Origin of the sequence: Paenibacillus sp. ATY16, from assembly GCF_003399985.2 — a bacterium.
GTDB classification, from domain to species: Bacteria; Bacillota; Bacilli; order Paenibacillales; family Paenibacillaceae; genus Pristimantibacillus; species Pristimantibacillus glycanilyticus.
The window spans coordinates 193,831-208,179 of the sequence record NZ_NMOK02000023.1 but is presented as its reverse complement, the minus strand read 5'-3'; the positions used below and the strand labels follow the sequence as shown (position 1 = coordinate 208,179).

The 14,349-nt window shown below is 46.4% G+C and carries 13 protein-coding genes; 11 read left to right on the top strand and 2 right to left on the bottom strand.

Features of this window, described 5'->3' with window-relative positions; translation table 11 throughout:
• Window positions 1-17: 17 nt before the first annotated feature.
• Entirely contained in the window at window positions 18-947 is a 930-nt protein-coding gene (locus CFI03_RS13810) for a TIGR03943 family putative permease subunit (protein WP_248757674.1), read from the bottom strand.
• Window positions 944-1,864, bottom strand: a complete 921-nt coding sequence (locus CFI03_RS13805) for a permease (protein ID WP_349292476.1) — start codon at window positions 1,862-1,864, stop codon at window positions 944-946. The genes CFI03_RS13810 and CFI03_RS13805 overlap by 4 nt, the downstream gene beginning before the upstream one ends.
• Before the next feature lie 248 nt (window positions 1,865-2,112).
• On the opposite strand from CFI03_RS13805, the gene CFI03_RS13800 reads away from it, so the two are divergent.
• The 11 genes from CFI03_RS13800 (at window position 2,113) to cntE (ending at window position 14,190) form a co-directional block, all read left to right on the top strand.
• The gene (locus CFI03_RS13800; protein WP_248757673.1) at window positions 2,113-2,733 is read left to right on the top strand and encodes a TetR/AcrR family transcriptional regulator; all 621 of its coding nucleotides are present in this window, start codon (window positions 2,113-2,115) and stop codon (window positions 2,731-2,733) included.
• Between the two features lie 28 nt (window positions 2,734-2,761).
• The gene (locus tag CFI03_RS13795; RefSeq protein ID WP_248757672.1) at window positions 2,762-4,627 is read left to right on the top strand and encodes an LTA synthase family protein; all 1,866 of its coding nucleotides are present in this window, start codon (window positions 2,762-2,764) and stop codon (window positions 4,625-4,627) included.
• Window positions 4,628-4,978: 351 nt separating this feature from the next.
• A complete protein-coding gene (locus CFI03_RS13790; protein ID WP_248757671.1) occupies window positions 4,979-5,863 on the top strand; it encodes a histidine racemase CntK family protein in 885 nt (294 codons plus the stop codon).
• The gene (locus CFI03_RS13785) at window positions 5,826-6,623 is read left to right on the top strand and encodes an SAM-dependent methyltransferase (protein ID WP_248757670.1); all 798 of its coding nucleotides are present in this window, start codon (window positions 5,826-5,828) and stop codon (window positions 6,621-6,623) included. Before CFI03_RS13790 ends, CFI03_RS13785 begins: the two co-directional genes overlap by 38 nt.
• Window positions 6,620-7,951, top strand: coding sequence for an opine metallophore biosynthesis dehydrogenase (locus CFI03_RS13780; RefSeq protein ID WP_248757669.1), 1,332 nt, complete (start codon window positions 6,620-6,622; stop codon window positions 7,949-7,951). The genes CFI03_RS13785 and CFI03_RS13780 overlap by 4 nt, the downstream gene beginning before the upstream one ends.
• Window positions 7,944-9,557: a staphylopine-dependent metal ABC transporter substrate-binding lipoprotein gene (gene cntA / locus CFI03_RS13775; RefSeq protein ID WP_248757668.1), complete on the top strand. Its 1,614-nt coding sequence runs from the start codon at window positions 7,944-7,946 to the stop codon at window positions 9,555-9,557. The genes CFI03_RS13780 and cntA overlap by 8 nt, the downstream gene beginning before the upstream one ends.
• A gap of 78 nt (window positions 9,558-9,635) precedes the next feature.
• Window positions 9,636-10,568, top strand: a complete 933-nt coding sequence (gene opp1B / locus CFI03_RS13770) for a nickel/cobalt ABC transporter permease (RefSeq protein WP_248757667.1) — start codon at window positions 9,636-9,638, stop codon at window positions 10,566-10,568.
• Window positions 10,568-11,452, top strand: coding sequence for a staphylopine uptake ABC transporter permease subunit CntC (cntC, locus tag CFI03_RS13765; protein WP_248757666.1), 885 nt, complete (start codon window positions 10,568-10,570; stop codon window positions 11,450-11,452). The genes opp1B and cntC overlap by 1 nt, the downstream gene beginning before the upstream one ends.
• Window position 11,453: 1 nt before the next feature.
• On the top strand, window positions 11,454-12,269 hold the full coding sequence (gene cntD, locus CFI03_RS13760; protein ID WP_248757665.1) for a staphylopine uptake ABC transporter ATP-binding protein CntD: 816 nt from the start codon (window positions 11,454-11,456) through the stop codon (window positions 12,267-12,269).
• Window positions 12,262-12,972 carry an ABC transporter ATP-binding protein gene (locus tag CFI03_RS13755; protein ID WP_248757664.1) on the top strand — a complete coding sequence of 237 codons (711 nt, stop codon included), beginning with the start codon at window positions 12,262-12,264 and terminating at the stop codon, window positions 12,970-12,972. Before cntD ends, CFI03_RS13755 begins: the two co-directional genes overlap by 8 nt.
• Window positions 12,973-12,996: 24 nt before the next feature.
• Window positions 12,997-14,190, top strand: coding sequence for a staphylopine family metallophore export MFS transporter CntE (gene cntE / locus CFI03_RS13750; protein WP_248757663.1), 1,194 nt, complete (start codon window positions 12,997-12,999; stop codon window positions 14,188-14,190).
• Window positions 14,191-14,349 lie beyond the last annotated feature (159 nt).

Genomic DNA, 14,349 nt, shown 5'->3' with positions numbered 1-14,349 from the left:
CTCCCTTTCAGTTAAGATCAAAAATTACGATAAACATACGGATCAGAAGGTGAGTCGATAGGATTCCATGCGGATGCCTTCAGTACGGGAATCGTTTGTTTGAAAGGCTGATACAATTCAGAGCTCAAAGTGCCCACGACATGAACCCAGTCATCATTCTTCAGATCGGTGCCTTTGGGGAACTCCACCAGCATGCCGAATACGCCTGAGTCAGCAGCACAGTGAATAAAGCCGTAACGGAACACAAAATAGTGCGTATCGTCGATTTGTTCTCCCTTGTAGACAAAGCCGTCAAACCCGATTGTTTTCCCCATAAAGTCCTGAGGGTGATTATAGACGGCTTCTAATCCTTTCAAATAGTCATTATCGTTAAAAATCAGCTGCTCCTTGCCAGTAAATTGAGCCAGTTCTTTGTTAGCGATTTTCTTGTAACCGTCTTCCCCATAGAAAATGCTGGTATCCGGCTTCAGAAACTGATGATTGCCCGGATTGTCCGCGGAGTAATCAATATTCGGAAAAGAAAATCCCTTCGCCTTCAGAAAGCTGGAATCCAGCGTTTGCACAGGAAGGAACAATCCGGTCAGAATCGGTATCAGCAAAAAGACGTAACTAAACCATTGTCCGACCTTGGAATGATGATGGTCGTGCCCATGATGGTCATGATCTTGGCAGGCGCAAGCATGTCCGTGCTCGTGATTATGGCTATGATCATGATGATGGTCATGTTGATCGTGATGATGATGGTGTCCCAGCTCTGCGGCTGCCTTATCGGCGCGTTCTTTGCGGTAAATCCGAATGAATTCGAATGCGAAAAGAATGGTTAGCAGGATGATCGCACTCGTGGATAAATACGAGTACCTCATGTTTATATACTTATTTAAATCGCCCCTTATATGCATTTCAAGAAGCATGAACGCAAAACCGCCTAAAATATACAATCGGATCATCCGAATAACCTCCCCACAAGCAACGATACCAACAATGTGCAGGTCGCGACGAGAGCAATCAAGGTCACCACAAACTTGCCTTTGAAAACACCAAGCAACATCAGCGTGTTCTTAATGTCAATCATTGGGCCAAAAACAAGGAAGGCCGAGATGGCTCCAACGGAGAAGCTTCCCCGGAAGGAGGAAGCAATGAAGGCATCCGCTTCCGAGCAGAGCGACATGACAAAAGCCATCCCGATCATAACCAGCGATGACGTTACAGCATTGCTGCCCAGATGGATGAGCGACGCTGTTGGAATATAGGTCTGCATCGCGGCGGCAATAAGTGCTCCAAGCACCAGATATTTGCCGACCGAGAAAAACTCTTCAATGCTGTGTGTCATGACACCTAGCAATTGCGTGCGGAGCGGCGGTTTTGCAGCAGCTGGTGCTGCCGCCGGCTCAAGCGCAGCAGCGGCTTCCTGCATGCCATTCGCATGCGAGGCGCGAAAAGGGAGCTGAGGGAACAAATAAGAAATGACTATAGAAACGATAAATGCGACTACGACAGCCGATCCGGCCCGGATCAATGCCATTCTCCAGCTGTTCCCAAATGCCATAAAAGTGGCAAATAACACAATAGGATTAATAATCGGCCCGGTTAGCATAAAGGCGATGCCCGCATGAAGAGGGACGCCTTTACCTAGCAAACGCCTCGTAATAGGAACGATCCCGCATTCGCAGGCAGGAAAAAAAACGCCAACTCCGCAACCGACAAGCGTGGATGCAAATCGATTTCTTGGCATGACTCTAGCGATCCAGCGTTCGGTAACAAAGGTCTGGATAAGGCCGGAGACAATAACGCCAAGCAGGATGAACGGAATGGCTTCCATAATCATACTCAGAAATATCGTATTTAATTGTAGTAGAGTTTTCACGCAAACCTCCAATAATAGCTTATGACTTCAGCTAGTAATCATTACTATTAACAATATACGCATTGCTATAATGAAATGCAAGACAACTGAAATACTCCCCAATAATTACATCGGAATGATCTGTCAAAGGCAATCGGCTAAGCGAAAAAGTTAGGAGATTTTGTGATGTTTTGGCAGATCGATTGACATCAGACAAGTATTAAGATAAAATTCCGCTGTGCGATCGTTCAGTGAAATAGGAGGTGGCGATGATGTCTCGCAACATCCGAAAAGAACAAGCGGCTGAAACACGTGAAAAAATACTAGAGGCTGCAAAATTATTATTTGCGAGGAAAGGATACCATGGCACCCCGGTAAGAGAAATTACGAGGAAGATCGGGATGGGCGACGGTATCCTTTATCATTATTTTCCGGGCGGTAAGCGAGAAATCATGGCGGTACTGCTGCGTGAGAGCTTTGAGCACCGCAGAAATGAAATACAACAAATCAGCCTCGTCATCGAAGACCTCGATTTGAGAGACGCAATGATTACGATCAAGCGCCGTTTGTATGAGTTGTTCACGGCAGACATGGATTTAACAAGGATTTTGTTTCGCGAGAATGATATTCTGGGGTTTGAGGAAGCCGAGCAATTAACCATGCTGCTCCGCGAGCAGAGCGAAATATTCGAGGGATTTCTTAAGAACCGGCACAAGAGAGGCGAGATTCGCGATCTCGATTTCCGGATAGCGTCCAGACAATTCTTGTCCTCAAGCTTACATGCGATTATGAGCAAGTCGGTTGGCATGCAGCTTCTTAACGAACCGGATGTTTATAAATACATGGAAGAAAACGTGGATTTTACTATAGATCTATGGAAAGCTCCTTGAACTGCAACAGATAGGAAAAAGAAAGGGGATGAAAAGGGTGTCTTTAATAACTAGATTTCTAAATAGAAGATTCTATTATTTCACGCTTATCCTGTTGATCAAGAGTATCGTGGCCCGAGACGTCGTATTTGGGAACGGGTTCTCGTGGCTGACGCTCCTAACCGAATTACCGTTCTTCTTTGCGGTATTCTGTTTGATCGAATTTTTCGCAGGCAAACGCAAGATGATCTACTACCTGATTGTTAATCTGCTGTTTACGGTCTTATATTTCTCTATTCTAATGTACTATAAGTATTACGGTATTATCGTGACAGCTGACGCTCTAACACAAGCCAATAAAGTAACCCAAGTTGGTGAGAGCACTTATTCCTTGTTAGACCCTTACTATTTGCTGATATTCCTGGATATTGTCGTGATTGCTGTTGTTCTGGTTCTACCGAAATTCAAAAAAGCGCGGCAAATCGTAGATATGCGTCCGAAAAGAAGTAAGCTTTGGATGGCTGCATTTGCTTTGTCTATTACTGTATGTCTTGTGAACGTATGGCCAAATCGTGCCAGTATGAACGAGAACAAGCAGGCCGAGGAAATGGGTTTGCTTGATTATGAAGTATACAACATTGTGGACAAGATGATGGAAAACGAAGAACTTACTCCGATGAATCAAATCACGCAAGCGAAGATTAATGAACTCAAAGGTATTACTGAGCCGGCAGCGCCGAAATACTTTGGTGCCGCAAAAGGCAAAAACGTTATTATTCTGCAAATGGAATCCTACCAGGACTTCCTGATTGGTCTTAAAGTAGGCGGCGTAGAAATTACGCCAAACATGAATAAGCTGGTTCAAGAAACAGCCCATTATAAAAATTTCTATACGATGGTTGGTCAAGGAACAACTTCCGATGCTGAATATGTGGTGAACACATCGCTGTATGTTCCGAAGCATAAAGCAGCAACTGACGTAAACGTTGATAAGGCCTTGCCAAGCTTGCCTAAGCTAATGAAAGAGAGCGGTTATGCAACGGCTACATTCCATACGAATGCCGTTGATTTCTGGAATCGAAGAGAGCTTTACTCGGCAATCGGTTGGGACAAATTCTATGACCAAGCCTTTTATGGCGATGAAGATCATGTAGCCTTCGGGGCTTCGGACGAAGTGCTGTATAAGAAGACACTTCCTGAACTTGAGAAGATGGGTCAAGCCGATAAGCCCTTCTACGCGCAAGTTATCTCAATGAGTGCGCATCATCCGTACAACATCCCGACTTCCAAGTATCGGATTGAGCTTCCGGCGGAATTCAAGGATGACATGCTCGTAACCCGGTATCTGAAAGCACAGAATTATGCCGACTATGCGCTTGGCCAATTTATCGACGGTCTGAAATCGAGCGGTTTGTGGGATGACAGCATTGTCCTCATGTACGGTGACCATCAAGGTTTGCCGCTGTATTCCCTGGATGATAACGAGAAAGCATTGATGAGAGAAATGCTCGGTACGGACTACGGTCATACCGAAATGTTCAACATCCCGCTTATTATGCACGTTCCGGGTGTAACTCAACCATCCGAAATTGATCAAGTTGGCGGTCAAATAGATATTCTTCCTACGGTTGCGAACTTGGTGGGGGCATCCCTGCAGAATCAGATTCACTTTGGCGAAGACCTTCTGAACCAAAGTTCCGAGCTGCTTCCGATGCGTCACTTCCTGCCAAGCGGATCGGTTATTGATAACAAGAACCTGTATATCCCGGGTATTAGCTTTGATGACGGCACCAATCATAAAATCTCTGACGGAACTGAAACAAAGGATGGCGGCGTAACCAAGGACGAGTACGACAGAGCGCTCGAGCTGCTCCATTTATCCGACAGCTACGTACAGCAGCTCCCTCATAAATAAAAAAATGAATTAAAAAGTGGTGTGGGAAGTGAAACAATCCCACACCACTTTTTGTTCAAACTGATACTTAATTAAGAAACATTGGGGTTTTCCGTTGCCTTAGCCCCATTTGTAGTTCGTGTATTTGTTGATCAGGCCTGTTATATTGGTCCGAGCATGTGGGTTATTCCGTTGAAAAGAATGAATTGACAAAGATAATCATTCCCTGTTATCCTCATATCGTAATAATTACAATTAAACACCCAATATTTGTAGTCAGAATTTCATCTCGCATTGAGGAATCCTTGTTAGGGAAAGCAATTGCTTGTTTTTATATCGTAATTATTACAATTAAACAAAGGGAATGGTGAAATGAAACAGGAGATCGATTTTGTGAAAGTCAGTCCCACACAAAATATGACTATTCTTGTAACGACAAGTCATCCCAGGAACGACTACATACCCATTGCTTCACGATTAATGTCTTACGACAGCGTTCATGCGGAACAAGTTGGTTTTATTTGCAGGCCAACCAAACAGGGAGCCCATGGCAGCTTGCAAATGGCAGGAGGTGAGTTTTGCGGTAATGCATGCATGGCTATGGCTGCATATTTGGCCATAGAGAACGGACTTCAAACGAGCGGCATAATGGAGCTTTCATTGGAAAGCTCAGGATCGGAACATTTAGTCCCATGCCGCGTGAGCAAGGTGAATGAAACGTATTTTTGTCGGGTAACCATGCCTCTCCCGGGCAAGGTGGAGCAAAAATCGGTTTATTACGAAGGCGAGGATTTGAGCATTGCGATTGTAAGGTACGAAAGCTTTTTCCATATCGTCATTGAAGTGGAGTCCTTCAGCCTGGGCTGGAGGGAAAAAGCTGAAGGATTAGCAAGACTGCTGGGAATAACGCCAGGGACTAATTTAATCGGCGTCTTATTGTTCGAGCCACAATCCAGCAGGATGAATCCGCTCATTTATTTGCCGGAACTTGACAGCATGGTATGGGAGAAAGGATGCGGCTCCGGAACGGCTTCAATAGGTGCCTATTTATCTTGGAAAAGAAAGGCCGATGTCGCTTGTGATATCGCGCAGCCTGGCGGTACTATTTTTGTCTCGGCTGATTACAGCGAGCAAGGAATAACAAGTCTTGCAATAGAAGGTGCTGTCGGGATTGTCGCGTTAGGCAAAGCCTTTATCGAATCCGGAGGGAGTGGAAGGGATGCAAACAGTCACGAAATTTCAGCAATGCTTAGTTGATTTCCATAGAAAGTTTGTTGCTCTGGCGAAGTCATACGGGGGATCACTTCCGGATAGCTCGGAATTAGAGAAGACGATTAACGACTATTCGGCTTTTATCCTTAACGAGAACAACCACCTAGAATGGGAACGGCTTGAGCAGCAGTCCATCGCCGAGTTTTCATCTCTAGCCATGGAATTAAGAGATTCCTCTGCCCTATGCGTTGCTATGATGGAAAAGGTTCGGGCGCTCAGATTGCTAAGCGGCGAAGCCGACGGGACCGAATATTTCAGTAATATCGAGTCCAGTATCAGAGAGGAATTCGGAGGAGTCCAGATTAGCTCCGATTCGAAGGTTTTATTAGTGGGCTCCGGTTCATTCCCGATGACTCCGCTCTATATTGCCAAGCAGACCGGGGCTGAAGTGATTGGCATCGATATTGATGCGGAGGCCATTAAATTGGGCAGAAAGGTGATCGACAGGCTGGGGAATGGTTTAAATGTTCGATTGGAGAACAAATTCCTTGCGCAGCTTGAGGACATGAAGGAAGTGACCCATATCATCTTCAGTTCAACGGTAGCCCTTAAGTACGACCTGCTCGACGAACTGCATTCCTTGACTAATGGGCATGTGGTTGTGGCAATGAGATATGGCAATCAATTGAAATCGTTATTCAATTATCCGAAGCAAGACACGGATCCTCGTAAGTGGGAGCTTACGGGCACCATTCTTCATCCGAAGCATGTGTTTGATGTCGCCATCTACAGGAGGGCTGTATGAGTGATCTCGATCGGGTTTTGGTAGTAGGAACGGGGCCAGTGAGCATTCAAACTGCCCTTTTGTTAAAAACCTATGCAAAGAGCAGGGTGGCAATCGCAGGCCGGGAATCGGTTCGTTCCGCCTCCCTATTCTCCTCATTAAGCAAGAGCGATCAATGGATTGATGTTGCCGTTCAAAATGAGAAGCATCGGAAGCTGGCCGGAAGGTGCCGGGTTGATGAAGTCTTTCATGGTTTAGCAGCTGTAACGGGCAGGTGGGATACCGTTATATTGACGGTAACAACGGATGCTTATATAGAGGCTCTCAAACAAATCGACGATCAGATACTGAGCAATGTTAAGTGCATCGCGCTGATCTCGCCTACTCTCGGATCAAATAGCTTAGTGAGACATTATATAAAGGACATTCAACCGGAAGCGGAAGTCATCAGCTTTTCTACATACTTAGGCGATACGCGTTGGACTTCGAACCTACCGACCAATGAAGTGAAGACGACCGGGGTTAAGAATAAGATCTATGCGGGATCTTCTCGGACCGCTTCAGCCAACCTTGGAAAATTTCGTGAATTATATCGCTATATAGGCATTGTCTTAGATGTCCTGGATTCTCCCATCGAAGCGGAATCGAGAAATATTTCCTTGTACGTTCACCCGCCGCTGTTCATGAATGATTTCTCATTACGTGTTGTCTTTAAAGAAGAAGAGGTGAAGAAATACGTTTACAAACTTTACCCTGAAGGGCCAATCACCTCCCAGCTCATACGGGATATGCGCTGTTACTGGAAAGAGATCTCTATCATGCTGGAGAAGATGGAATTAAGCCCCGTAAATCTTCTGAAATTTATGACGGATGATAACTACCCGGTACGATTGGAGAGCTTGTCCCGGCATGAGATCGATCAATTCACCAGCTTGCCTCCCATCCATCAAGAATATTTGTTATTCGTTCGTTATGCCTCCTTATTAATTGACCCGTTCTCCGAGCCGGATCATGAGGGGAGATATTTCGATTTCTCGGCCGTTCCCATTAAACAGATCTTTGTGAACAAGGAAGGGAATTGGGACATTCCCCGCATGCCCAAAGAAGATTATTACCGGGTCAAAATGATACAGGGTATGGCACGAATAACAGGGTCGAATACTCCGACGCTCGATAAATTTATTGCAACCTATGAAAGCAAAGTAAGGGATACCGTTCAAAGGTTAAAAGACGAACGATTATCAGATGCATTCATCATTCAAAGCTTTGAAGAGGATTGGCGAAGAATCGGCGAGCAATTCGCTAGACATTCGCTGACAAGTAGATCTGGAGGAATAGGAAATGGTTAAGAAACGGTTTATTCTCATTTATTTATTGCTTGTGACAGTTTTATTAGCGGGCTGCAGCTCCAACAACACTACTAACAGCACCGAAAATACCAAGAATGAAGCACCACAAGAGCGGGTATTTGCTACAGCGAAAGACATCAACGACATGAACCCTCACCTCTATCCAGGCTCCATGTGGGCGCAAGGCATTGTATACGAATCGTTAGTAGAGAATACGCCGGAAGGCATTAAACCCTTGCTGGCGGAATCGTGGGAAATCTCCAAGGATGGCAAAGTATACACCTTCCATCTGCGGAAGAACGTAACCTTCCATGACGGGGCGCCGTTTAACGCGGAGGCCGTGAAGAAAAATATCGATGCGGTGCAGAGCAATGCAGCTAAACATGCTTGGATTAAACTGTCTGCTAAGCTCGTGGAAACCAAGGTTATCGATGAGCATACCGTAGAGCTCGTATTATCGGAGCCTTATTATCCCACCTTGCTCGAATTGTCCATGACGAGACCATACGTGTTTATTTCGCCGAATGATTTCAAGAATGGCGAGACGAAGGACGGCGTTAACGGGTATAACGGTACGGGCCCTTATAAGCTGACGGATCACAAGACGGATCAATACGCGGTCTTGGAAGCCAATGAGCAATATTGGAATGGCGCGCCAGCCATCAAGAAATTGACGGCTAAAGTGCTGCCGGCAGGAGAGACAACATTCCTGGCACTGCAAAAAGGGGAAGTCGACTTCGTATTTACGGATGACCGCGGAACCGACAGCATTGACGTTGAAGCCATGAACACGCTGGCAGATTCAGGGAAATTTCAGATTGTACGCAGCGAACCGATGAATACGAAAATGATCGTGGCCAATAGCAGCAAAAAAGATAGTCCAGCAGCAGATCGGGCCGTTCGCGAAGCGATCTGGTATTCCATTGACAGAGAGACAATTAGCAAAGAGCTCTTCGATGGTGTAGAAGCTCCTGCCGAAACCTTGTTCTCATCAAACGTCAATTACGCCAATGTTGAGCTGAAGGCACGGGGCTATAACACAGAGACGGCTGCAAAGCTGCTGGACGAAGCGGGCTGGAGCTTGCAAGGCGGAGATCAGATTCGAAAGAAAGACGGAAAAGAATTGATCTTGAACCTCTACTATGACGCAAGCTCTTCCTCTCAAAAGGCAGAAGCCGAGCTGCTTCAGAACACGTTGAAGGGGATTGGCGTTCAATTGGAGCTACTCGGTGAAGAGTCCAGCTCTATCGCTAACCGAAGATCAACCGGGGAATATGATTTGCTGTTTAATCAGACATGGGGGCTTGCCTACGATCCGCAAAGCACGATTGCATCCTTTACTTCAGATGCAGCCTATAAACATACGACAAGCGGAATCGCACAAGCCGATGAGCTTTACAAAAAAATCGACGAAGTGATGGTCTCTACCGATGAAGAAACTCGCCAATCGCTGTATAAGGACATTCTAACGATTGTTCATGACGAAGCGGTGTTTATTCCGATTACAAACGGCAGCGTGACGGTCGTCGCGCCTGCTGCTCTGCAAGGGATCTCTTTCAAGCAAACCCAATACGAGCTGCCTTTTGAAAAAATGCATTTTAAATAAATCTACCATCTAGAAAGGGGGAAATCCCCCTTTCTTGTACTAAACGCGGTCGCTTATCAAACGAAAGGAGGATAACAAATGGGGCGTTATATCTTTAGGAGATCCATGCTTGCGTTTCCGATGCTGCTCATTATTTCTTTCATCACCTTTGTGTTAAACGCGCTTTCTCCAATGGATCCGGCCGAGGTTGTGCTGCATGCGCAAGGCGTCCCACGAATAACCGAGGAATTGCTTGAGGAAACAAGAACGGCACTTGGAATGGATCAGCCTTTTCTTATCCGGTATTTCGATTGGCTCTTCTCTTGCTTGCAGCTTGATTTCGGCGATTCCTATGTCACCGGCAAATCGGTGTGGTCCATGCTCGCGCCGGCTTTTTGGAACACTTTACAGTTGACGGTGATTTCAGTAGTGGCAGTTGTTGCTGTGTCCATTGGAGTAGGCATCCTTTGCGCACTGACAGAAGGTCGAATGATCGATCGAACCATTAGAGGCGCTGCGTTCTTCTTGACGTCTATGCCTTCTTACTTGCTTGCAGCGCTGTTAGTCTGGTACTTCTCCGTCAAGCTCGACTGGCTCCCGACTAATGGCATGAATTCGGTTCAAAGCTATCTTCTTCCAGTCAGCGTTATTACGATCAGCTACGCCGGGATTTATTTCCGGATCGTAAGGAGCTCTATGCTTACGAATATGAACGAAGATTATGTGCTGTACGGCAGGGCATGCGGGTTGCCTGAAAGCCGGATCCGGATTCGGATCTTAAGAAATTCCTTGCAGGTAGCCGTCTCGGTGTTTTGCATGGCTATTCCCATCATGTTGGGAAGTACGGTTGTGATTGAGAATATCTTCGCTTGGCCGGGACTTGGAATGTTAAGCGTCAAATCCATTTTGAGCAGAGACTTCCCAATCATCCAAGCCTACGTTCTACTATTAGCTGCATCCTTTGTTGTCGTTAATACCTTCTCAGATATCATTAACGCGTTCATAAATCCTAAAATAAGGGAACATGTCTGATGAAACGAATTCATTATCTATTGAAGGATAAGTTGGGCTGTCTGTCTTTGTTTATCATTACGAGCACGATTCTAGCCGGAGTACTCGCTCCTTGGGTAGCGCCAAACGATCCGGAAGAGGTTCATATGAATCTGAGATTCGCTTCTGTTTCGTGGGAATATTTGCTTGGCAACGATCATTTGGGACGCTGCATTTTATCCCGGTTAATCTACGGAATCCGGCCCAGCGTTCTTTGGGTATTGGTTACGCTTGGTCTTACAGTAGGAATTGGCTGCATCATAGGATTTATAGCGGGTTATTTCAGAGGTAAAATCGATGCTTTCCTGATGAGAGTCTGCGATATTATGCTGTCCTTCCCCGGCTATGTCATGACCTTGGCGATTATCGGCATTCTCGGGGTAGGTCTCACAAATATTCTCCTCGCCTTTATCCTCATGAAATGGGCATGGTTTGCGCGCATCATCCGAACCTCGGTAATGCAATATGCCGATGCGGATTACGTGAAGTTCTCCAGGACGCTTGGAAGGGGCAGCTTCAGGATCATGTGGAAGCATATCGTCCCCGTCTCGCTTCCGGATATTGCCGTAACGTCCAGCAGCGCCTTCAGTTCAATGATTTTGCAGTTATCCGGCTTTTCCTTTCTTGGTTTAGGCGTTCAAGCTCCGACCGCGGAGTGGGGAATGATGTTAAACGAGGCACGAGAAGTCATGTTCTCACGGCCTGAATTGCTGCTGGCCCCCGGCATTGCGACCATCCTATTTGTATCCGCGGTTAATTTCCTTACCGATGCGCTTCAAGTTGCTTTAAACCCAAGATTAACGTCTGCCGCAAACAAAAAGCAAAGAGTTGCAAAGACGATTCTGCAAGGGAAAGAGGTGACCTAGGGTGAGTCTTCTGCAAGTAACGAATTTACGCCTATGGGATGCCATAACAAACAAAGTATTAGTCCCAAGCAGCTCGTTTGAAATGAAGGAAGGGAGCTGCATGGCGATCGTCGGCGAAAGCGGCAGCGGAAAGTCTCTTACCTGCAGGGCTATTATGAATCTCAACAAAAAAACGATCCGCCAATCCGGCGAGATTGTGTTTAAAGGGATTCGATTAAATCAGCTTAGCGAAGCGGAGATGAGACGGAAAAGAGGCAAGCAGATCTATATGATTTTGCAGAATGGCATGCGTGCATTTGATCCGACAAGTGTCATCGGCGTACATCTAAGAGATACGCTGAAACATCATTATGGCTGGAGCCAAGCTGAAATCGTTGAGAAAATGAAGCAGGCGATGCTAAGCGTAAGACTGCAAAATCCGGTGGAAGTCATGAACAAGTACCCTCACCAGCTGTCAGGGGGAATGCTTCAGCGGGTCATGATTAGCCTTGCGATCGTATTGGAGCCTGATCTCATTATCGCGGATGAACCAACATCGGCACTAGATACGGTGTCCAAATACGAGGTTATGGAACAGCTCGCTCAATTGCGCGAGCAAGTGGGGTGCTCCATGATCTTTGTATCCCATGATTTGGGCGTGGTCAGAAAGCTTGCAGATGTGGTTCTCGTGATGCGAAACGGCATCATTGTCGAACGGGGGGATGCCTCTATTCTGTTCACGGAAGCCAAGCATGAATATACGCGGTTTCTGGTATCCTCGCAGCTGAAGCTGGATGAGCATTTCCAGAAGGTTGTTGGAGGGCCCGCATATGATTAAGGTTGATCAGGTCGGTAAGTCCTATAAGAAGGGCGGCTTATTCTCTCGCGAAAGGCAGAAAGTCTTGCAAAATATCAGCTTCCAATACAAGCAAGGAGAATGTCTGGGCATTATCGGGGAGAGCGGATGCGGCAAGTCCACATTAGGGAGATTATTGTTAGGCTTGGAGAAGCCGGACAGCGGCTCTGTCCAGCTCGAGGGATCCATAAGCGCCGTATTCCAGGACTATACGTCATCCATTAACCCTTATTTTACGGTTGAAGAGGCGATTATGGAGCCCCTCCAAATGAAAGCAGGCAGCCGTCGTACACACGACAGCAAAATCAATGGTCTCTTGGAGCATGTGGGCCTAGATCCCGCTTGCCGGAGCAAATACCCGCTTGAATTATCCGGAGGTCAGATTCAGAGAGTTTGTATCGCAAGAGCGATCGCGACTGAAGCCCCGTGCATCGTATTGGATGAAGCGATTAGCTCATTGGATGGATCTGTTCAAATGCAAGTATTGGAATTGTTGAAGAAGCTAAAGGAAACCGATAAGCTTGGCTACATTTTTATTACGCATGATATCCGGGCAGCTGCTTTTCTTTGTGATCGAGTGATGATCATGAAAGAGGGTCAGATCGAAGAGATCGTCAGCGTTGAACACTTGAAGGACGTTCAATCGCCGTATGCGAAGAAAATGCTGCAAATGATGTTGGCATAAGCTTAGAGAGAAAGGAGCAGGGCATTGAGAGGAGCATTGTCTTGGCCGTTTTTGCGTTTATACGGATTAACGGTATTATATTTTAGCGCAAATTCGATTCTAAACGTTATTATTCCTTTAAAAGGCGATTCCTTGGGAGCAAGCAACACGGAGATCGGGATCATCATGGGAGCGTACCTGTTCACAACGATGCTGTTCCGGCCGTGGGCGGGTCACATCATTGGGCAAAGAGGACCCGTACAAATGCTGCGAGCAATCCTCATCATCAACGGAATAGCTCTCATCCTATATACATTTACAGGACTGGAAGGCTACTTTATCGCTCGTGCGCTGCAAGGAACCTGTACAGCCTTTTTCTCGATGGCGCTTCAGCTTGGCATCATCGATGCATTGCCGGAGAAGGAGCGTTCGCAGGGGATATCGCTTTATTCCTTATTCGCTTCCATACCTAATGTAATAGGTCCCTTATTGGCGGTGGGAATATGGCAGTCAGGGAACATGTCTTCCTTCACATGGACGATGCTGGCTATTGTTGTCTTTACCGGGGCTGCGGGCTTCAGTATTCGAATAGATCGATCCCAAGGAGCTGACTCCAAACCGGCGGTACAGAGGCAGCCCTTTTTCCGATCCTTCGCCGAGCTGTTTAGCAATCCCTATCTATTCAGAAGCAGTATCCTCATGTTGATCGCATCCGTCATATTTGGAGCCATTACGACCTTTATTCCCTTGTATGCAGCGGAGATTCCAAGCGGCAACGCTGCCGTTTATCTGATGCTGCAGGCAGGCACCATTGTCGCGGCCCGATTTTACTTGAGGAAAAAGATCCCATCAGACGGAAAATGGCATTCCGGCTATATGATGCTGATTATGCTCTTGGTTGCTGCATCGTCTCTGGGAGTAGGAATGAGCAGTTCATTCTCCTTCGGAGCAATCCTGTTCTATATGAGCGCTTGTCTAATGGGAATCTCGCAGGCGCTCTTGTATCCGACGCTAACCACGTATTTATCGTTCGTCCTTCCGCAAGCTAATCGAAATGTGCTTCTGGGATTATTCATCGCCATGGCAGATTTGGGAGTATCGCTTGGAAGCGCTGCAATGGGGCCGCTCGTTGACCTAACCTCTTATTCGTATATGTATTTGATTTGCTCGATTCTAGGGGCTCTCATGATTGCTGTTGCGTATAATCGGCGAGGAGAGGTATCAACCGGCACTAGCTAGTTAGTGGCAATAAGAATGCAGATAACCATAACCCCAAACGGTCATTAGCGTCGCAAGTTCGTTTTGGGTTATGGTTAGTCTTGCAAATCGTTACGTATTGTTGTAATGTGTAATAATTACGAATAAGAGACGGCTGTCATCGCTATACTCGCAAGGGCG

What these genes read in the sequence shown, in the direction of transcription:
- CFI03_RS13810 (WP_248757674.1), bottom strand. Translation starts at nt 947, where the DNA reads ATGATCCGATTGTATATTTTAGGCGGTTTTGCGTTCATGCTTCTTGAA.
- CFI03_RS13800 (WP_248757673.1), top strand. Translation starts at nt 2,113, where the DNA reads ATGATGTCTCGCAACATCCGAAAAGAACAAGCGGCTGAAACACGTGAA.
- CFI03_RS13795 (WP_248757672.1), top strand. Translation starts at nt 2,762, where the DNA reads ATGAAAAGGGTGTCTTTAATAACTAGATTTCTAAATAGAAGATTCTAT.
- CFI03_RS13790 (WP_248757671.1), top strand. Translation starts at nt 4,979, where the DNA reads ATGAAACAGGAGATCGATTTTGTGAAAGTCAGTCCCACACAAAATATG.
- CFI03_RS13785 (WP_248757670.1), top strand. Translation starts at nt 5,826, where the DNA reads ATGCAAACAGTCACGAAATTTCAGCAATGCTTAGTTGATTTCCATAGA.
- CFI03_RS13780 (WP_248757669.1), top strand. Translation starts at nt 6,620, where the DNA reads ATGAGTGATCTCGATCGGGTTTTGGTAGTAGGAACGGGGCCAGTGAGC.
- cntA (WP_248757668.1), top strand. Translation starts at nt 7,944, where the DNA reads ATGGTTAAGAAACGGTTTATTCTCATTTATTTATTGCTTGTGACAGTT.
- opp1B (WP_248757667.1), top strand. Translation starts at nt 9,636, where the DNA reads ATGGGGCGTTATATCTTTAGGAGATCCATGCTTGCGTTTCCGATGCTG.
- cntC (WP_248757666.1), top strand. Translation starts at nt 10,568, where the DNA reads ATGAAACGAATTCATTATCTATTGAAGGATAAGTTGGGCTGTCTGTCT.
- CFI03_RS13755 (WP_248757664.1), top strand. Translation starts at nt 12,262, where the DNA reads ATGATTAAGGTTGATCAGGTCGGTAAGTCCTATAAGAAGGGCGGCTTA.